This is a genomic window from Clostridium sp. FS41 (assembly GCF_000954015.1).
Lineage (GTDB): Bacteria > Bacillota > Clostridia > Lachnospirales > Lachnospiraceae > Enterocloster > Enterocloster citroniae.
Genome location: NZ_JYHN01000061.1, coordinates 43,627 through 62,880, shown reverse-complemented (window position 1 = coordinate 62,880; position 19,254 = coordinate 43,627). Strand labels below are relative to the sequence as shown.

13 protein-coding genes and 1 pseudogene are annotated in these 19,254 nt (G+C 46.9%); 2 read left to right on the top strand and 12 right to left on the bottom strand.

Features of this window, described 5'->3' with window-relative positions; all coding sequences use genetic code 11:
* Positions 1-7 precede the first annotated feature (7 nt).
* The 3 genes from nikB to CLFS41_RS14800 all read right to left on the bottom strand — a co-directional run bounded on the left by nikB (position 8) and on the right by CLFS41_RS14800 (position 5,049).
* Positions 8-952: a nickel ABC transporter permease gene (nikB, locus tag CLFS41_RS14810; RefSeq protein WP_045092717.1), complete on the bottom strand. Its 945-nt coding sequence runs from the start codon at positions 950-952 to the stop codon at positions 8-10.
* Between the two features lie 261 nt (positions 953-1,213).
* Positions 1,214-3,115 (bottom strand): sigma-54-dependent Fis family transcriptional regulator, encoded by a 1,902-nt coding sequence (locus CLFS41_RS14805; protein WP_045092716.1) that lies wholly within the window; start codon positions 3,113-3,115, stop codon positions 1,214-1,216.
* Positions 3,116-3,357: 242 nt separating this feature from the next.
* The gene (locus tag CLFS41_RS14800) at positions 3,358-5,049 is read right to left on the bottom strand and encodes a methyl-accepting chemotaxis protein (RefSeq protein WP_045092715.1); all 1,692 of its coding nucleotides are present in this window, start codon (positions 5,047-5,049) and stop codon (positions 3,358-3,360) included.
* Positions 5,050-5,257: 208 nt separating this feature from the next.
* Between CLFS41_RS14800 and CLFS41_RS29020 the strand changes: the two genes are divergently transcribed.
* Positions 5,258-6,664, top strand: coding sequence for a GntR family transcriptional regulator (locus tag CLFS41_RS29020; protein WP_052665754.1), 1,407 nt, complete (start codon positions 5,258-5,260; stop codon positions 6,662-6,664).
* Positions 6,665-6,669: 5 nt separating this feature from the next.
* On the opposite strand, the gene CLFS41_RS14790 is transcribed toward CLFS41_RS29020, so the two are convergent.
* The 7 genes from CLFS41_RS14790 to CLFS41_RS14760 form a co-directional block, all read right to left on the bottom strand.
* Positions 6,670-7,494 carry an RNA methyltransferase gene (locus tag CLFS41_RS14790; protein ID WP_007861424.1) on the bottom strand — a complete coding sequence of 275 codons (825 nt, stop codon included), beginning with the start codon at positions 7,492-7,494 and terminating at the stop codon, positions 6,670-6,672.
* Between the two features lie 41 nt (positions 7,495-7,535).
* Entirely contained in the window at positions 7,536-8,387 is an 852-nt protein-coding gene (locus tag CLFS41_RS14785; protein WP_007861425.1) for a sugar phosphate isomerase/epimerase family protein, read from the bottom strand.
* Entirely contained in the window at positions 8,356-9,402 is a 1,047-nt protein-coding gene (locus CLFS41_RS14780; RefSeq protein WP_007861427.1) for a LacI family DNA-binding transcriptional regulator, read from the bottom strand. The genes CLFS41_RS14785 and CLFS41_RS14780 overlap by 32 nt, the downstream gene beginning before the upstream one ends.
* 35 nt (positions 9,403-9,437) lie before the next feature.
* A complete protein-coding gene (locus tag CLFS41_RS14775) occupies positions 9,438-11,036 on the bottom strand; it encodes a glycoside hydrolase family 28 protein (RefSeq protein WP_045092714.1) in 1,599 nt (532 codons plus the stop codon).
* A 178-nt stretch (positions 11,037-11,214) separates the two neighbouring features.
* Positions 11,215-12,066: a carbohydrate ABC transporter permease gene (locus tag CLFS41_RS14770; RefSeq protein WP_007861431.1), complete on the bottom strand. Its 852-nt coding sequence runs from the start codon at positions 12,064-12,066 to the stop codon at positions 11,215-11,217.
* Between the two features lie 6 nt (positions 12,067-12,072).
* Positions 12,073-12,966 carry a sugar ABC transporter permease gene (locus CLFS41_RS14765; RefSeq protein WP_045092713.1) on the bottom strand — a complete coding sequence of 298 codons (894 nt, stop codon included), beginning with the start codon at positions 12,964-12,966 and terminating at the stop codon, positions 12,073-12,075.
* Between the two features lie 80 nt (positions 12,967-13,046).
* On the bottom strand, positions 13,047-14,396 hold the full coding sequence (locus CLFS41_RS14760) for an ABC transporter substrate-binding protein (RefSeq protein ID WP_045092712.1): 1,350 nt from the start codon (positions 14,394-14,396) through the stop codon (positions 13,047-13,049).
* A 430-nt stretch (positions 14,397-14,826) separates the two neighbouring features.
* Here CLFS41_RS14760 and CLFS41_RS14755 point away from each other — a divergent pair, with 430 nt between their 5' ends.
* Entirely contained in the window at positions 14,827-15,954 is a 1,128-nt protein-coding gene (locus CLFS41_RS14755) for a glycoside hydrolase family 88 protein (RefSeq protein ID WP_007861435.1), read from the top strand.
* A 100-nt stretch (positions 15,955-16,054) separates the two neighbouring features.
* Here the strand turns inward: CLFS41_RS14755 and CLFS41_RS14750 are convergent.
* Together CLFS41_RS14750 and CLFS41_RS14745 are read right to left on the bottom strand one after the other, a co-directional pair.
* A pseudogene (locus CLFS41_RS14750) lies at positions 16,055-17,284 on the bottom strand (sugar transferase).
* Positions 17,285-17,500: 216 nt separating this feature from the next.
* Positions 17,501-19,240, bottom strand: coding sequence for an EAL domain-containing protein (locus CLFS41_RS14745; protein WP_045092711.1), 1,740 nt, complete (start codon positions 19,238-19,240; stop codon positions 17,501-17,503).
* Positions 19,241-19,254 lie beyond the last annotated feature (14 nt).

Here is a 19,254-nt window from a genome sequence, read left to right as displayed (position 1 = left end):
CCCTCCCTCAGCTTTTTTTCTTACTTGTTCTGTACTGCGCCTTGATCCTGGGATCGATAAAGGCATAGAGAATGTCAACGATCAGGTTAATGACGGAAAACGCCATGGCTATGATGATCACTCCGCCCTGGATCACAGGATAATCCCTGGTTTTAATGGCGGCCAGCATATAGGTACCGATTCCAGGAATGGAGAACACGGTTTCCGTAACCATGGCGCCCCCCAGCGCCAGCCCCAGCTGGATGCCGATCATGGTGACCACGGGAAGAAGGGAATTTCTCAGCGCATGGTGGAGTATGATCTTTTTCTCAGCCTGCCCCTTGGCCCTGGCTGTTCGGATATAATCCTGTCTTATAACTTCCAGCATGCTGGACCGCGTCAGCCTTGTGATGATTCCCGCATTGGCAATCCCAATGGATAATGCGGGCATGATCCAGTATTTAGGTCCGTAAAACCCCGAGGAAGGCAGCCATCCCAAATCCAATGAAAACTTAAGCACCATCAGCATGCCGATCCAGAATGTAGGCATGGATACCCCGATAAGGGCCAGGGCCATAAAAATGTTATCCATCCAGGAATACTGCTTTACTGCGGATATGATTCCTATGGGAATCCCAAAACAGACCATGATCAGAACACTTAGGCTTGCGAGCAGCAGCGTTGTGGGGAACCGGCTGAGTATCTCCTGCAGAACCGGCGCCTTACTCATATAAGAACTTCCAAAGTCCCCGTGGAGCAGGCCAATGAGATAATTTCCCAGCTGGATCAAAATCGGTTGGTTTAACCCCAGTTCCTCCCTCAATGCATTGATCTGGTCCTGCGTTGCCATCTCCCCCAGAACCATCTGGGCCGGATCTCCCGGCGAGGCCTGCAGAATCAGGAAAATCAATACTATTACCCCTAAGAACACAGGTATCATCATAGCAATTCTCTTTAACACATACTTTAACACCTATACACATCTCCTTCCTATCTTCACCCTGCTTTATGCATAATTATTGAGCAATTTTTGTGCCAAGCCCACGGAGGCATTGTACAAACTAACGGTTTTTTCTTATATATCAATGATTTTCTGTAAATTTTTGATACAAGAGACTTTTCTCAAACTTTGGAACTGAAAAAAGCTCCATTCAGTGACACACGAATGAAGCTTTTTCAGCACAATTTATGAGACAATTTGTATCATGTATGTTTCTATTTTTGCAATATGATATCAAGACTCTTCCTGATCCCTTAGTTCCTTTAATCTTCGATACAATGTGGAACGGCTAATACCCAGGCGCTTTGCCAATTCATCCTTGGTCACATGCTTTTTGGTCAAGGTCTGTATTAAAAGTTCATCTCCATCAATCCCCCCTGTCTCTTTTTTATTGTTAACCTCCGCGGTCTTGTCTTCCTCAATTGTAACTCTGTCGAAAATTCCTGCCAGCTTCATCATCTCCCTGTCGATCACGTTTCCTTCCCCCAAGATCAGGATCCTCTCGCTGAAGTTCTGCAGCTCCCTTACATTGCCCTGCCATTTATGCTGTTCCAGCAGCGCCGCTGCATCCTCTGTGATCTGAGGACATTTCTCAACCCCCATGCGCCGTGAATATTTGTTTATAAATGACATAAACAGTTCCAGCACATCCCCGGGCCGTTCCCTAAGGGAAGGCACATACAGGCTGAGCAGATTGATGCGGTAAAACAGATCCAGCCTGAATTTTCCCTCTTTTACCATCTCCTCAATGTTCACATTGGTGGCGCATATCACCCTCACATCAATGGGGATCACTTTATTATCCCCCAGGCGCCTGACCTCTTTTTCCTGAAGCACACGGAGCAGTTTTACCTGCAGCGGCAGCGGCATTTCGCCAATCTCATCCAAAAATATAGTTCCCTTATGGGCCTGCTCAAAGAGACCCGCCTTTCCGCCTTTTACCGCCCCTGTAAACGTTCCCTCCACATAACCGAATAACTCGCTTTCCAGCAATTGCTCCGGCAGCGCGGCACAGTTAATGGCCACAAACGGTTTATTGCACCTTCTGCTTGCATTATGTATGCTTTGAGCAAACATCTCCTTTCCCGTTCCGCTTTCCCCTAATATCAGTATGTTGGCATCCGACTGACTGTATTTTTTGGCGCTGGTGACCAGCTGCTTCATGGCTGCCGATTGTCCCAGAATATTCTCAAACCTGTACTTTGCAACCAGGCCCTGTTCTCTCAACTGTTTTCTGATCTTATATTCCATGTTTCTGATTTCTTCCGCGTCCTGAAAGGAAATCAAATAAAGTTCTTCCATCTCATCCACCTTAATGGGGATACACATCACAACCATGAGGCGGTTGCGCAGCTTTTGTATGGACTCCTTCTGGAACAGCTGCTTTTTATTCTTCCACCAGCTGTCCTCCCCCACCGCTTCGTCAATCATCATCTCCTGCCGCTCGTTCTGGAGTTCAAACGCGCAGAAAAATTGGCGGTTCATGTTCAGAATCCTCCCTTCGGTGTCTACCACACAGATTGATTCCTTGCTGTAGTCCAAAAGGGTTTTCATGAGATTGGTTTTCCGCTTCTCCATGTTGATGCCATGAGCCATATTGATCGTCTCATCCAGAGCGCGCTCCAAAGTCTCTTCTGTGGTATAGATGGGCGCATACAGCATATTCCTTGCCCTGCAGTAACGCCCTACCGTCAGCCCTCCGATAACCGCCGAACCGCCTTCCTCTTCGATCAGGTCCAGAAGCCCCTCAATGCCTGACTCATTTTCTACAATGTATTGGGTAATGGATATTCCAAAAATTTCTTCCAAAAGTTCAAAATGGATATTCTTTGGCCAGATAATGGTGATCTTGTCAATGGAATGCCGCTTCCTCAAGTTGTTGACCGCGCTTAAGACATCATAGCTGGTCACCGGTATCTCAACAAAATGAACATCCGGTCTTCCCCTCATAAACGCATATCCGGTCATTCCCCTGGCAACCACAATATCTGCCTGATATTCATTAATAACCTTTTCGTTTGTCCCATAGATGTCCACTACCTGGAAATCCACGTCCGTAACAGCGCATTGCTTTATATATTCCTGTACATACGGACCAATCTCTTTATATGGTATAATGAACAGTATCTTAACCATAAGCTTTATCCCCCATCATTATTTGTTATCCCCACTGCTATTTTCAATCTATTTGTTAAATAATATTTTTATTTTAGCACATATATCTTCAGATTACATCAGCAAATCAAGTGCCTGTGTGTCTGTACCTTTTGATCATAAAACAGAAAACTCCCACGACATTACGCCATGGGAGTCATTCTTTAATAAAATTTTCTAATTATCTGATATAATTGCTGAACATCAACCGGCTTGGCCAGTACCTATAAAGCATTAGCCCTTCCCAGTCTGAAACGGCCAGCCAGCCCGCTTAACAACTGCGCCTGACAGGACAATTCCTCACTGGCTGCCGCGATCTCCTCGGCCGTGGCTGAATTAGACTGGATAACCTCTGAAATCCGATTGATCTCCTGTGTAATCCGGCGTATGGACACTTCCTGTTTAACCGAAGCATCTGTGATGGACCGGATGGAGCCGGTTATGCTTTCCACTCCTTTCACCACCTCCATCAGTGATTCGGCTGTTCGGTTTGCTATCCTGTCTCCATGGTTGACCCTGTCCAGGGATTTCTTTATTAAATCCGCTGTACTTTTGGATGCCTCTGATGACTTGTTGGCCAGGTTCCGGATCTCATTGGCTACAACTGAGAATCCTTTCCCATGTTCCCCCGCACGCGCTGCCTCCACCCCTGCATTTAAAGCAAGGATATTGGTCTGGAACGCAATATCTTCAATGGTCTTGATGATCCGCTCAATTGTTTTTGAACTGTCCCGGATTTCTGCCATGGCCGACAGCATATCCTGCATCTGCCCGCGGCTGTCTTCCGCATCCATGTGTACTGTCTCAGATTGTCCGCTTACCTCTTTTGCTTTTTTCACATTATTCTCAACCTGTTTTGATATGTCACTGATCGCAGTGAATAGTGATTCTATGGAAGCTGCCTGCTCCGTTGCTCCCTGGGCCTGGATCACCGCCCCGGACGAAACCTGCTCTGATCCCGCCGCCACCTGCTCTGCGGACTGACTGATCTGCAATAAGGTATCCCTCAGATTGCTTATGATTCTATCCAGGGATAAACGCACGGAATCCAATTCCCCCACATAACTGTCCTCCTCCCGGATGTTTATGTCAAAATTCCCTTCTGCCATCTCATTCAGCAGGTACGTCTCATCTCTTATAACTGTTGTAAGTGTGGTTGCCATACTGCGCATGTCGTCTGCCAGGTTCCCCATTTCATCCCCTGACTCATAGATGATCCGGACTGCCGAAAGCCGGCCGGCCGCTATGTTCCGGGCTGCCTGTTCCAACTCCCTGATTCCGCGTGAAATCCCCTTTGAAATAAACACGCCAAAACAAAGACTAATGATTATACTCACAACACCCACTACTCCCAAAATTAGAATAGCCTGAACCTGCCGTTCCCTCAGTTCCTCCATAAGCTGCAGTCCCTTGCTGTTTCCGCTTTCGATCAGCTTATCCAATTCTTTCTGAGCTTCCCCGATCACCTGTATGTTGTTTTCTTCCATGTAAGCAGCCGCTTCTTTATTTTTATTTTCATGAGCCAGTGACAGGACATGTTCCCGCATGGGCGTTAGCCTGTTAAGGCAATCCTCCAGCCTGTCTATGATTTGTGGATCTCCCAAAAAATGTTTCCTGACAACCGGAAGTTCATTGCGGATCACATTAGCTGAATCCAGGGCATTGGCCATGGCCTCCCGGATGATCTCCTCGTCCGTATTGACAATAGTACGGTAAGTAGCTTTCTGCATGCGTTCAAAATTGGAATAGATTACATTGGCACTCTCATTGACAACAAATGGGCCTTTATAAAAAACCTCCATTTTAGAATTCAGGTTTATCAGATTAAAGATACTGACACCAAAACCAATACTCATCAACACCAGGATCACTGTATAGGAAACCAGCAGCTTCCTGCCTATACTGAACGTTTTCATCTCCAACCTCCACTCCCTCTATCATCATCCACATGTTCCAGCGCAACTCTGCTCATGAGTTTATTATATTTTACCATAACCTGGAATTATAAGCAAATTATTTGGCCCTATATTTTCAGGATAAGCTGAAAACAGGCAATATAAAAACAGTAGCAGACCTATGCCGCATATGCTAAAATGTAACAATGAACCACAAGGAGATGTCAAAATGAGACCTCAAAATGAACTATACCAACTTGTTTACGACTTCTATGTCACCAGAATTCTCTTTGGTTATTATAGATTCGGAGATGTACTTCCGGCCATATCAAAAATCAATGCATACTTCCATCTGTCCGTACCCACTGTCAGGGCAGCCCTTAGGTTTCTTGAAAAAGACGGATACATTAAAATAGCGGCCCCGAAACCAGCACAGGTAACCTACAAAGCATCCGAAAATGATTTTTTGCAAAATATATCCGCTTATCTGTCTGCCCGCAAAGACGGGCTGGAGGATATGAAGCAGGTAACTTCACTGCTCCTTGGACCACTATTAACAGCCGGGATCAAGCAGCGGGATGACGCTGCATGGAGGACCCACTGGCAAGAAATCAAGGACATTGATTTTAACGGGATGTCCCTTACCATACAATTATATATTTTTGCTATTTCTTCCTTGAATAATAATCTGATTTCCAATTTTTATTGGGAGATAAACCGATATGCCCGCATTCCATATCTGCGCGGTCAAAGTAAGATTCTAAAAGAAGTCACGGAACAAATGGAATTGTTGCCAAAAGACGAAATTGTTAATTACCTTACCAACGAATTGAGAACGGTTTATGAATCTGCCAACGACCGATTGCTGCATGTGATCCAGACAGTCAATCCGGAAATCCTTAACAATGACGTTGCACAAATACCCTTTGAGTGGAATTTTTATCACAAGCGTTCTCAAATCCGCTACAAACTGGGAACACGGATCATACAGGAAATCCTGCACGATCAGTATCCCATTGGAAGTTATCTTCCTTCCCTGCCCCAGATGTCGGACCACTATCATGTCCCCCTGATCACCATACGCCGTACCATTGACTTCCTGACGGAATTTGGTGTGGTAAAATCCCATCAGGGCAAGGGAATACAGGTCTGTCTTGGTCAGGAAAATGTGGATATGTCCCAGGCCAATGTTCAGCTGGCCTTGAATTGCTTTTTAGAAAGCCTTCAATTTCTGGCTTTGACCATCCGCTCCGTCAGCCGTTTTACCTTTGAAGGAGTCTCTGACAGGGCATTCCATGAATTGATCCAGATCCTGGAGAGGATCCATGAAAAGGCAATGGATCATCTGGTAATGGATGTATTCCTGGTGTTTCTCACGGAACACTGCACCTCTTCGGCAGTCTGCCACTGTTATCAAAAACTGATAAAATGTTTGGCCGTGGGATATCCCTTCACCCTTTTCAGAATAAAGGATAATGAGTTTTCCCAGACATATGCCGCCATGGTTCTCCGCATGATTACAAGTATAGAAAGCCACGACACAGAAGGCCTGGCTGAACAAATTGGCATCTTTTTTGAGGAACAGGAACAATACTTCAAAACCTTTATTTTACATACAAAAATACAGAATGTATGACTTCATCACCTACGTCCCAGCTGCCAAAATGCAACCGCGCTTGCCGCCGCCACATTTAAGGAATCCACACCATGGGACATGGGGATACGGACCGTGTAATCGCAGTCGGCAATGGTTCCCGCCGACAGTCCGTCCCCTTCTGTCCCCAGAATAATGGCCAGCTTTTCCTCCCGCATCAACTTCGTATCATCAATGGTGACGGAATCATCCTTTAATGCCATTGCAGCAGTTTTAAATCCCAGTTCATGTAACCGGCGGACCCCCTGCCCCGGCCAGGAATACCCGCTGTCCAGAAACGTCCATGGGATCTGGAACACGGTCCCCATACTCACCCTGATGGCGCGGCGGTACAAAGGGTTGCTGCATGCGGATGTGAGCAGGATCCCATCCATATTCAGTGCCGCGGCCGAACGGAATATAGCCCCCACATTGGTGGGGTTCATAACATTTTCCAGCACCGCGATCCGGCGTGCCCCGGCGCAGACCTCCTCAAGCTTTGGCAGAGGCGGGCGATGCATTGCGCACAGCATTCCCCGGGTCAGATGAAAGCCGGTAAGCTGTGTCAATACATCAAACTCCGCCGCGTACACAGGAATCTCACCGCAACGCCTGATGATCTTTTGGGCCTGGCTCTCCACGTGTTTCATCTCCATCAGCATGGAAATGGGAACGCAGCCCGCGTCCAGGGCGCGTTCTATGACCTTGGGGCTTTCCGCAATAAAGATCCCCTTGTCCGGCTCGTGCCGGTTTAAAAGCTGCCCTTCTGTAAGCCGGGCATAAATGTCAAGCTCCGGGGCGGCAAAATCCGTTATCTCGATTATATTTGGCATATGTAAACTCCTGCTTTTGTAACCGGCTTTGTTCTCCCGAATCAGATGTTGCCATATATTCTTTGAAGAAATTCCACGTCTTTCCAAAACCGTTCCCTGCTGGAATTCTCCAGCAGCATGGTAATATGCGGCTTCATCTCTTTCACCCGTTCCATTAACGGCGGATAACAGAACAGGCCTTCTCCCACATGGCGGAACAGCTGATCTTCCCCATCAAATACAAAATCTTTTACATGAAGAACACTGATCCTGTCACCATAATATGAGAACGCCCTGTCAATGACCTGCTTTTGCTGTTCGGGCCTCACCTGATCCGGATGGATCAGGTTCACTGCGTCCAGGATCACCTCCACATTGGGAGAATCTATATCTTCCAGAAAGCGCTTCATCCTGGCCGGGCTGTAAAGGGTGTGGTTAAACACGCCCTCCACTCCCACTATAACTCCCAGCTTTTCAGCTGCAGAAACAATCTCCTTCATACTTTTTAAAAGAAGCCGGTATGCATCCTCTGTATAAGTTTCACCAGTGACATTAAAATCCGGGTCCAGGCGCCCGGTCTCCGTCCCAACCATATCGGCGCCCAGAATACGGGCATATTTCAAATGCTCGATAAAGCGCGCCACTTCCGCTTTCCGCCGGGCCTCAATGGGATTCACAGGATTAATGTAGCACCCCAGTACAGCCACATGCAGATGGTTCCTTTCCAGTTCCGAGGCAATATAGCGGGCAAACCCAGGGCTATAATGTCCTGTGGTAAAATCGTAATTGCTCACCGACTTTGAAAAAGCCAGCTGGATCTGATGTATGTGATTGTCCCTAACTTCTTCAAACACCCTTTCCATCTCCATTTTAGGGCATAGATCATGGCATCTCATGCCTATGTTCAGTTTCATTCTCCCACCTCTCATTCCTTACCGTATCATTCAGATTCCTGACAGTATCCCTGATAATCAGTTTATTATTCAGATAGATCCTGCGGTTATCTATGATCCCATCATCCAGCTGGCGCAGAAGCACTCTGGCCCCTTCTCTGGCAATCTGTCCCATATTACGCTCCACCGTAGTCAGGCGCATATCCGAGTACCCTGACATATCCCAATTATCAAACCCAATGAGGGACACATCGCCAGGCACCTCAAGCCCGGCCTGTGTTATGGCGGTTCTGGCCCCGAAGGCCATCTCGTCATTAAAACAAAGCATGGCCGTAGGTTTATAGGCCAGCAGCTGACTTGCCGCGGCATATCCACTGGCATAACGGTAATTTCCACAGATAACCGGAAGGCTGTCAGGATTCATTCCATGGCGTTTCACAGAAGCGCGCCAGCCCTGCCGGCGCAGTCTGCTGGAATCCAGTTCCGGATTGCCTTCAATGATCCCAATATTCCTGTGCCCGTTCTCAATCAGGTAATCCATGGCAAGTTCCATGGCCCGTTCCTCGTCTGTTGTCACATTGGGAGCATCCACATCAACGGTACGGCAGATCACAACCATGGGAATACCTTTACCCAGAACTTCCTGCATAAAATCCATATCCTCACTGCGCTGGGACAGAACAATGATCCCATCATAAAATGTGGGGTTTAGGGTGCCTGTATCATGCATATCAATACCCTTAACCACTACATTATATTTGCTCCCTGTAATCTGATAAACTCCTGTCAGCACATCATGCAATACAAATGGGGACGTCATCTTACTGATCGCGGAAAAATACAACCCTATGACATAGGATCTGGATTTTTTCAGATTAATGGCTGCCTGGTTCGGCACATACCCCATCTCCCTGGCAATACGAAGGATGTTCTTCTTATTCTCCGTATTCTCTGTCCCTATGCCGTTTAGCGCCCTTGATACCGTTGAATAGGATACTCCTGCCCTTTTGGCGATATCCTTGATCGTCACTGCCATATTAACCCCCGTTTTGATAACCCTCCGTTATCCCATTATCTTTTATCTATATGTCCTATATGTTCCGTCTCAATCTCCGGCCCCAGCTGCCCCTCTATCTTCACATTCCGAAGAACCAGCTCTTCTATATTATTTGCATAGATCCCCTGGCGGCAGGTCTGCTCACTGCAGCCCTCCATCATGGCCGGCTGTCCCTTCTGTGCCTCCGGTGCAAAGCTTATGGAGACGCGTTCCATCTCCACCTTTCCTATCTTCCGTTCAGGAAGACCGTACAGATAGGCGGCCGCCACATGGCAGTTCACCGCCTCTATATCCCGAAATGTAAGATGCTTGATCCATGGGGTCCTGTCATCCACAGGAAGCCTCTCCTTTGTCCTTACATACTCACTGTTTCCGTCCGGATCACAGTAATAAAAGCTGTTGATCACAAACGGCGTCTTCACTTGATCCATGTGGATACGCTCAAACAGGATACCATCCACCACAGCATTTTTCCCTCTGCCCCTGCGGGTTTTAATGCGCAGCCCCCGGTCCGTATGCCGGAATACACAGTCCCTGACCGTCAGGTTCTTAACTCCCCCCGCCATCTCACTTCCTATGGTAACTGAACCGTGTCCGTCCCTCATGCAGCATCTTGATACAACAATGTCCTCCGAAGGTCTTTTGTAAGTGGTTCCCATATAAATCTTACCGGATTTGACAGCAATACAGTCATCTCCCACTGAAAAACAGATTCCTGTGATCTCCACATCCCTGCAGGACTCCGGGTCCAAACCATCTGTGTTAGGCGAGTCCTTAGGGCTCAATACCCTAAGATCCAGGAATTTTAAATGCTCTGAAAAATAAGGGTGTATATTCCAGCTGGGGCTGTTGCGCAGAGTGAGTCCCTGTATAACCACATGCTTACACCGTTCCAGAAAAATCATCCGCGGCCGAAAAGCTGTTTTCATCTTTTTGGGATCGTGCCACCAGTTTTCTTCACCGAATCCTGCATTTCCTTCAATCACTCCCCTGCCATAGATGACGGCATTTTCTATATTAATGCCCGTGACCACTGCTGAAAACATGGGCAGAGGATCCCCCTCCCATGTTCCCAGATTGTATTCATCTTTACCATCAAAGCTTTTGATCATCCCTTTCAATACCGGGAACCTGGATCTGTCTGTATCAGCAGACAAAACCGCCCCTTTTTCCAACTCAATCTTCACATTATCTTTTAGAAACAGTGATACAATACGGTAAGTACCTGCCGGTACCAGTACCCGGCTGTCCTTTGGGCAGGCCATGACGGCAGACTGAATAAACAGCGTGTCATCCTGTATCCCATCTCCTTTGGCACCGAAATCCCGCACATTCAGCGTCACAAATTCCCGGTCCGTTGTGAATCCTGCCTCAGCGCAAAACGCAGTATCTTCCTGTGCATCCGCTCTGTCCCCAAACGCCGCGCGCCGGATTTCCACCTTATAAAATGTCTCCGGTTCTAGATCATACAGGCTTGTTATGGTCCTTTCTGTTTCCAAAAAAAATTCCCCATTAAGGAAAATATCGTAGGGTTCCAGGGTCTCGTATGCTCCTCCATCCCCTATCTCCAGCACGGCACAGCGCGCATTTTTGTAAATCACCTTTAGTTCCATAGATCCAGACTCCTTTCAAAATATTTTAGCACAATCCAGGCGTAAAGTATATACGGTTCATATACAGTAATAGCGGGGACCCCTGACCGGAGTTCCCCACTATTACAGAAATTATAAGTCCGTTTTGGCACCATTTTCACATCGGACGTCCTGAGCAGTTATAATTTTCCAATTTTTCTCAGCCTTTAACTCCCCCTGCGGCAATACCGTCAATAAAGGAATCCTGGGCACAGAAAAATACGATCAGGGACGGAAGTATGGAAATGAGGGACATGGCCAGGATACGATTCCACTGGAATCCCACATCGCTGTCCATGGACATGCGAAGGTATACGGAATTGGTATACTTCTGCATATCGGAAATATAGATCAACGGTCCCTGGAAATCGTTGTTCGTCCACATGAACTGGAACAATGCGCAGGACACAAGGGACGGCTTCAGCATAGGTACGATCACATACCACAAGGTTTTTAATGTATTGCACCCGTCAATCTTCGCGGCCTCCTCCAGTTCCTTTGGCACTCCTCTCAGGAACTGGATCAGCATGAACACAAAATATGTGTCAACTGCAAACAGCGAGGGCAGGACCAGGGGAAGGTAGGTGTTAACCCAGTTCCATTTATTAAACATGATGTACTGGGGTGCGTTCAACACTACCTGGGGCAGGAACAGGGTAGACATCAGCAGGGCAAAAAATATCTTCTTTCCTTTGAAGTCAAACCTTCCAAATCCGTATGCTGCAATCACAGCGGAAAACACTGTAAAGATCACCTTGGGGATTACGATCTTATATGTATTGATCAGGGAAGTAATCAGGCTTATCTTGCCGCCGTAGCTTTTAAACGCATTGTTATAACCGTCAAACACAGGATTCTTGGGAATAAACCATGCGCTGGTGAATATCTCGGAATTAGTCTTAAAGGTAGCGCCCACCATCCAGATCAACGGATATACCATAATGAAACCAACCAGGATTAAAAGAGTATAACGGATTATTGTACTGATTTTATGTTTTGTCTCTCTTGTCATCAGGCCCTACCTTCCTTCCTCATCTGAATAATAGACCCACTTTTTCTGGCTTATGAATGCAGCCGCGGTCAAAGTCATGACAATCAGGAACAGGATCCATGCCTGGGCACTTGCCATGCCCATCTTATGACGCAGGAATGCATTATTGTAAATCAGCATTGAAATCAGGGTCGTGGCTCCGTTCGGTCCTCCCTTTGTCACCAGGAACGGAGCGTTAAATTCCTGGAACGCCTGGCAGAGCTGTGTGATCAGGTTATAAAAGATAACCGGCGTGATCAGCGGCACAGTGATCTTAAAAAACTGAGTCCATTTTCCGGCCCCGTCAATGGAAGCAGCCTCATAGAGGTCCTCCGACACACCTTTTAATGCTGCCAGAAATATTACCATGGCAGAGCCAAACTGCCACACACGCAAAAGCACGATCACAAATAGAGCGCTGTTTGCTCCGGCCATCCAGTTGATCTTAGGACCGCCGAAAAATGTGATTACCGTGTTGATCAAACCATCTGTATTGAACACGGCCCTCCACAGGATAGCGATGGCAATGGAACCGCCCAGAATGGAGGGGATATAGTAAGCTGTCCTAAAAAAATTAACGCCTTTCAGCTTAAAGTTCAGAATATAGGCAATAAACAGTGCAAAGGCCAGCTTCAGGGGTACATCAAATATGGCATACTTAAAGGTAACCGCAAATGCTTTGATAATATCTTCATCAGTAAATATCTTTTCGTAATTCATGAGCCCTGTCTTTGTTATGCCGTTAAACAAGTCGTAGTTAGTGAAGCTGTAATACAGCGAAGATGCAAACGGATATACCTTGAACAAAAGAAATCCGACCAGCCACGGGAGAATATAAAACAGGCCGATGTTCATTGCCAGGAATCCTTTCTTGTTTTTCATACGGTTACCTCCAAATGTTCTTGTTCAAAAAGCCTTTTTGCTTTTACACAGGCAGCATGCCTGCTGCAAACCCCATACTGTTAGTAATTGTAACAGTCATCAATGCCTTTCATCAGATCCTCTGCGGCTTTGGCCGAACTGATGTCGCCTGCGCTTAACTTGCCGAACACTTTATAATATACTCCGTCCGGATTGGCTTTTAAGTCATTGTGTTCAAACATGGGATCCAGGGGGAATTTGGAATATCCCAAAACCTTTTCATTGGCTTCCATAACAAGGGCGTCACCGATCCCCTTATCTTTGAGTACTGCCATCCCCTGGGCTGAACAGGGGATTCCTCGCTCAGTACCGCAAATTTCGATGCCTTCTTCATCATTTAACAGATAATTTATCAGCATAGCCGCTTCCTTCGGATGGGCTGAATTGGCGGATACTGCCAGAGCCATGGAAATCTTGGTGAAACCGCCATTGTAATCGCCAAACTTAATAAAATCACCGATCACCAGTTCCTGTCCGGGCTTATCAGTGCTCTCCACAATTGCCTTCTGAACTTTGGTAACTGCCGAATCCCACTCAAACACACCCGCATACTGGCCGTTAATAACCTTTGCATTCTTATCCAGAGAATCAGCCATATCACCCTGAAGCGTGGCAATGGTCGGGATAACATGAGCTTCCTCCAGCTTTGTCATGAAATCCATAGCTGACTGGATCTCTTCCGCCGTATACTGAAGCTCTCCATTCTCAACCCAGGGCTTCCCATATACGCTTTCCAGATAATACACCATAAAAACAGCGCGGTCATATTCCATCATGGCCAAAGGATAGTAACCCTCATTAAATGCCTTGAACTTTGCTCCCGCCTCTAAAAGAGAAGCTTCATCCACAGGAATATCACATCCAACCTCATCAAATGTGGTTTTATTCCAGTAGAACAAACGCCCTGTCATCGCTACCGGCACAGCCATCAGCTTGCCATCGGCCTTGCACTGCTCCAGACTGCCCTGGTCAAACTGTGCCAGATCCAGGACCTCACTGTAATCTTCCAGATTGGCAAAGTTGGTGCCGTTGCCGCTGTAAGAGGTAATCCAGTTCCAGTTGATCTGCATCACATCAGCAGCATTGCCTCCCTGGATTGCCAGAGACTGTTTCTCCTCCCATCCGGTCCATGCGCCATACTCGCATTCCACCTTAATATTCGGATACTTGACCATGAATGCCTCCACAGCCTTTTCAGTGGCTTCATGCCTGGAATCGCCTCCCCACCAGCAAAACTTAAGGTTTACTTCTCCGTCTGACTCCGCACCGCTTTCAGCTGCCGCCTGACTTGTTCCCTCCTTGGAGCCGCCTCCATTCCCGCAGGCTGCAAGAGATAATACCATTGCTGCCGCCAGAGCCAGTGATACTGCCTTTTTCATTCTTTTCTTCATTCTTTTTCTCCCTTCCATTCTTACTTTTTCAATTTGCAAACCTTTGCAAATAAATTTAAAATATTATGCATATCTGCTATTTGTAAGCTATTACAATTCGATTTTTCAAGCAAATATGCATTTTATTTTCTTGTATTTTCATAGTAACACCATTTTTGTTCGATGTCAACCGTGCATTATGTATAGTATTTTCATATATTTTTGTGCATGATTTACATTTATCTTTGTGGTGTCTTTGTGGTAATATATTTCTAAAGCTATATATTCAATTTTTTATGGAATTTGTAGTAATAATCTTTTACAACTTGGGATATTTCCGATCATTAATAGGAATATTTACCATTGATATTATTGCAAACGTTTCCGCATCACATTATGATGTATTTGACTGAAGGCATATTACCGATAATTATAAAGGAGTATTTGAAAGATGGAAATTCTGGATTGTTATATTGATCAATTGCTTGCACAGAGTACACCGCAAGCTCCTGTATGGAATATTGAGAACATAAAAGAAGGAAGAAAGCCCAATTGGAATTACATTGATGGGTGTATGATAAATGCTGTCATTGAACTGTATTATATAACAAAGAAACAACAGTTTCTGGATTTTGCCGATGGATTTATTGATTACTTTGTTAAGGAAGACGGATCGATCCTATCTTATAACCCCAAGGAGTATAATCTTGATAATGTAAACGCGGGCAAAACACTCTTTGACCTTTACCATCTTACACACAGGGAAAAATACCGCCGGGCCATGGACACGGTCTACAGCCAGCTTCTTGGACAGCCGCGCACATCCACAGGCAACTTCTGGCACAAAAAAATATATCCCAACCAGATATGGCTGGACGGCCTCTATATGGCACAGCCCTTTTATATGCAGTATGAGACAGAATATAACAGCTGCAAAAACTGTATGGACTCATATGAGCAGTTTTTAAATGTCTATCAGCTGATGCGTGATACCAGGAACGGCCTCTATTACCATGCATATGACGACTCCCGCCGGATGTTCTGGTGTGATAAGGTCACCGGGCTGTCTGATACGTTCTGGCTCAGAGCCATGGGCTGGTACGCCATGGCCCTGATCGACACCATGGAAGTCATGCCCGACTTCATGAAGGAAGAAAAGAAACGCATGAATTCAATCTACAGGGAACTGATCGATGCCATGCTGCCCTACCAGGATGAAAATTCCGGCATGTGGTACCAGGTAGTTAACCGGGGCGGTATCCTTCCTAATTATCTGGAGGAATCCGGCTCAGCTATTTTCTCGTATGCCATTATGAAAAGCGTCCGGCTGGGATATCTGCCTGATGAATATTACTGTTACGGTGAAAGGGCCTTCAATGGCATCTGCAAAACTTATCTTTCCGAAAAAGACGGAAAACTGCAGCTTGGGGGCATCTGTCTGGTGGCCGGTCTTGGCAACTCAGATATGCGTGAAGGGACCTTTGACTATTATATGCGCGAACCCGTGGTGGAAAATGATGCAAAAGGAATCGCGCCACTTATTCTCGCCTATATAGAAACCATGTTCCGGTCACGGTAATAACTTTGCCCCGGAATAGCCGCCCTCAGTCCGGTCCGTGTACCGGACTGTTTTCTGCCCGCTGTCATACCCCCTGTCATACCCATTGTCATACCCGCTGTCACACGCTCCCCTTTCGTTCCAGCATGACAAGGATCGTCCTGAAAATAATCTTCAGGTCCATTTCCAAATCCCACTGGTCAATATACCGGCTGTCCAGTTTTACCACCTGCTCAAAGTCCGTGATGTCGCTTCTTCCGCTGATCTGCCACAGGCCGGTGATTCCCGGCTTCATGGCCAGACGCTTTTTGTGGGCAAAGCTGTATGACTCATACTCGTCCACGGTGGGCGGCCTTGTCCCCACCAGGCTCATATCCCCTTTGAGCACATTAAAGAACTGGGGAAATTCATCCAGACTGGTCCCTCTGATAAATTAGCCAATGCCAGGAATGATCCTGGGATCGTCATCGATCTTAAACATATTTCCACGGATCTTGTTGCGGGCCATCAGGCTTTCCTTCTGCTGCTCCGCATCCATAACCATGGAACGGAATTTATATAACCTGAATTTGCGGCCATTTTTTCCCACCCTGATCTGGGAAAAAAGAATGGGACCCGGAGACTTCATGTATATCATGGGTCCGATCACAAGGCCCACCCCAAATGCCATCACCACCCCCATCAGACTCCCCACAATGTCCAGCATCCGTTTGCAAAACAATGATCTCGGGGGGATCTCCCGGTTATAGCAGGTTACCACATTTATATCGCAGATCTTTTCCAGGGTCTTCCTGGGTATGTCCTGAAGAAACTGTTCAATATAGACATGGACCACCATTCCAATGGACAGGAACTGATTGGCCAGTTCCGATTCCTGCTGGGGATCATCCGGTATGCTTAACAGGATCTCGTCCACAATATGGCCGGTTACATAATCGGTCACCTCACCCATGGAACAACTCACCGTAATCCCCTGTATCCTCTCCCCCTTCATATTCCGGTCAGTAACCGCTAGTCCCTGGATATGAAAGACTGAAAAATCCCTGGCAGACAAACGCCCGATCAAAACTTCTGCCTGCTGTTTTGTGGCGATCACCATGATCGTCCGGGCATATTTGATTTTCTGGTATTTCCTTTTCAGGAATCTTTTTATCAGCAGACGTTCCCCATATATAAACAGGATGCCGAGAACGAATATGGCAAAGAGGACCACTCTTGAGAAAAGCCCGCTTAACTGGAATGCAAACAGACATATGACCTCCACTGCAAAGGTTATGGTCATCTGACGGCTTACCGCGATCATTTCCTTCAGGTACCCTCTGTGAAGGATATTACTGTAGCCATCGGTCATAAATGCAACCGATAGGGTGATGACCACCAGCAGGATCCCCAGCTGGATGTAATACGTATACAGCACCCTGTTCAGTTTATCCTGGTTCAGGATCATCATCAGAAACTGGGCCATGCCCAAAGCCAGCATATCCCCAATAATAAAATCCAGATGCTTTGTCCTTGCGTTCTTCATGGTGTTCCTTCCCCCTGTGCTCTCACTCTTTTAACCCCCGGGTCATCCCCTAACCTCTTTTTTCCTGTAAATATATTTTGTCTCATACTCCTCCTGGGGCATGGGCCTGGCATAATAGAATCCCTGTACATAATTACAGCCTATTTTGTATAAGAACCGCTTTTGTTCCTGAGTCTCCACTCCCTCCATGACAACAGGCATCCCCAGGTTATTTGCCATCTGGATCACGGACTCCAGGATAATCTTCCCTTTCCCGGGAGATACGCCGCCAGACAAAAACTGCATGTCGATTTTCAGTACATCCACCTCAATGTCCTTGAGCATGTTCAGGGAAGAATAACCGCTTCCAAAATCGTCCATGAGCAATATGAATCCTGCCTGGTGCAGTCTCCGGACCGCTTCCTGTATCACTTCCGGGTCGGACACATAGGCGCTTTCCGTTATCTCCAGATTCAGCAGGCCGATAGGCACATCATACCTTCTGATCAGCTCCAGCAGAATGCATGACAGCTTGGGGTTATACAGACTGATCCTTGATATGTTCACCGTAATGGGGTGCAGGCTGATCCCGTCCTGAAGCCACTTATGTATGAGCCTGCACACATGCTCCCATACATAATAGTCCAGCCTGGAGATAAAACCGTTCCTTTCAAAAACAGGGATAAAATACTTTGGTGACAGCAGGCCCGTATCGGGATGCTTCCATCTCACCAATGCCTCCGCCCCAACATCCCTTTCATTGGTAATATCAAATTTGGGCTGGAAATAGACGACAAACTGCTCCTCATCCATGGCTGTCTGCATGCTGCTGACAATGGCTGCCTCCTCCGCCTCCCTGATCCCCTCGTCCATATCGTAGAATCCCAGATAGGAGGCAAACTTGTTTTTGCATTTTTTGCTTCCTATAAATGCCCGTATATACATCTCCTCCACTGCAAGATCAGGCTCCTCCACAATATACGCGCCCACCGTGGGTTCCAAGAGATAGTCCTCCTCAAATCCGGCCAGTTCCTCCTTTACCATCTGCACCTGCATGTTCAGCTTTTCACAGTCATATGGCTCGCATATGCAGAATGTGTCCGCGTTGATCCTTCCATAGGTACAGAACTCAAAGCACCCGGTTATGCCCTCTATGGTATCTGCCAGCAGCAGGAGAAGCTTATCTCCCCTTTTTTCGCCAAACACAGCATTATACAGCCGGAACCTATCTATATCAAAACGCAGAAATACAAACAAGATATCCATATGCCGGTCGATCATACGCCTTGTTTCCGCAAACATCTTTTCACGGTTATACAATCCTGTAAGCCGGTCCCGGTCCCTCATATAGCAAAACTCCTTGTGAAGTGATGTGCTGTATGGAGAAAGCTCACTCCCAGGAGAGCTCCCGGGAGACAGGGGCATCCTGTGGGACAGGAGCGCATGGTCCAGCCTGTTTTTCAGCGTCTTAGGCCGGATGGGCCCGGTCACGTAATCCCACGCCCCGTGGTCCAGGGCTTTTAAACCGCGTTCTTCCCCGGAATCCTCCAGAATTACAATAACAGGGACGGAGGCGTAACCGGACTTACGGATATGGTCCAGAAAACCCATGGTCCTGCTCCCATGCATCAGGCTGCCCAGAAGTATGGCATCCACAGGACCTGCCCATGTAAGCTGCAGGATGGCGTCCTCCTCACTTTCAGCTTCCTTGATTTCATATGTGCCTTCAAGTATTTCTTTTACTTTCTCTCTCTGTACAGGTCGGCTGTCCACCATCATTATGGTTTTTCTATGTTCATCCATTGTCGCCCTCCTGC

Coding starts and splice junctions, on each gene's coding strand:
- CLFS41_RS14805 (WP_045092716.1), bottom strand. CDS start 3,115: ATGGTTAAGATACTGTTCATTATACCATATAAAGAGATTGGTCCGTAT.
- CLFS41_RS14800 (WP_045092715.1), bottom strand. CDS start 5,049: ATGAAAACGTTCAGTATAGGCAGGAAGCTGCTGGTTTCCTATACAGTG.
- CLFS41_RS29020 (WP_052665754.1), top strand. CDS start 5,258: ATGAGACCTCAAAATGAACTATACCAACTTGTTTACGACTTCTATGTC.
- CLFS41_RS14790 (WP_007861424.1), bottom strand. CDS start 7,494: ATGCCAAATATAATCGAGATAACGGATTTTGCCGCCCCGGAGCTTGAC.
- CLFS41_RS14785 (WP_007861425.1), bottom strand. CDS start 8,387: ATGAAACTGAACATAGGCATGAGATGCCATGATCTATGCCCTAAAATG.
- CLFS41_RS14780 (WP_007861427.1), bottom strand. CDS start 9,402: ATGGCAGTGACGATCAAGGATATCGCCAAAAGGGCAGGAGTATCCTAT.
- CLFS41_RS14775 (WP_045092714.1), bottom strand. CDS start 11,036: ATGGAACTAAAGGTGATTTACAAAAATGCGCGCTGTGCCGTGCTGGAG.
- CLFS41_RS14770 (WP_007861431.1), bottom strand. CDS start 12,066: ATGACAAGAGAGACAAAACATAAAATCAGTACAATAATCCGTTATACT.
- CLFS41_RS14765 (WP_045092713.1), bottom strand. CDS start 12,966: ATGAAAAACAAGAAAGGATTCCTGGCAATGAACATCGGCCTGTTTTAT.
- CLFS41_RS14760 (WP_045092712.1), bottom strand. CDS start 14,396: ATGAAGAAAAGAATGAAAAAGGCAGTATCACTGGCTCTGGCGGCAGCA.
- CLFS41_RS14755 (WP_007861435.1), top strand. CDS start 14,827: ATGGAAATTCTGGATTGTTATATTGATCAATTGCTTGCACAGAGTACA.
- CLFS41_RS14745 (WP_045092711.1), bottom strand. CDS start 19,240: ATGGATGAACATAGAAAAACCATAATGATGGTGGACAGCCGACCTGTA.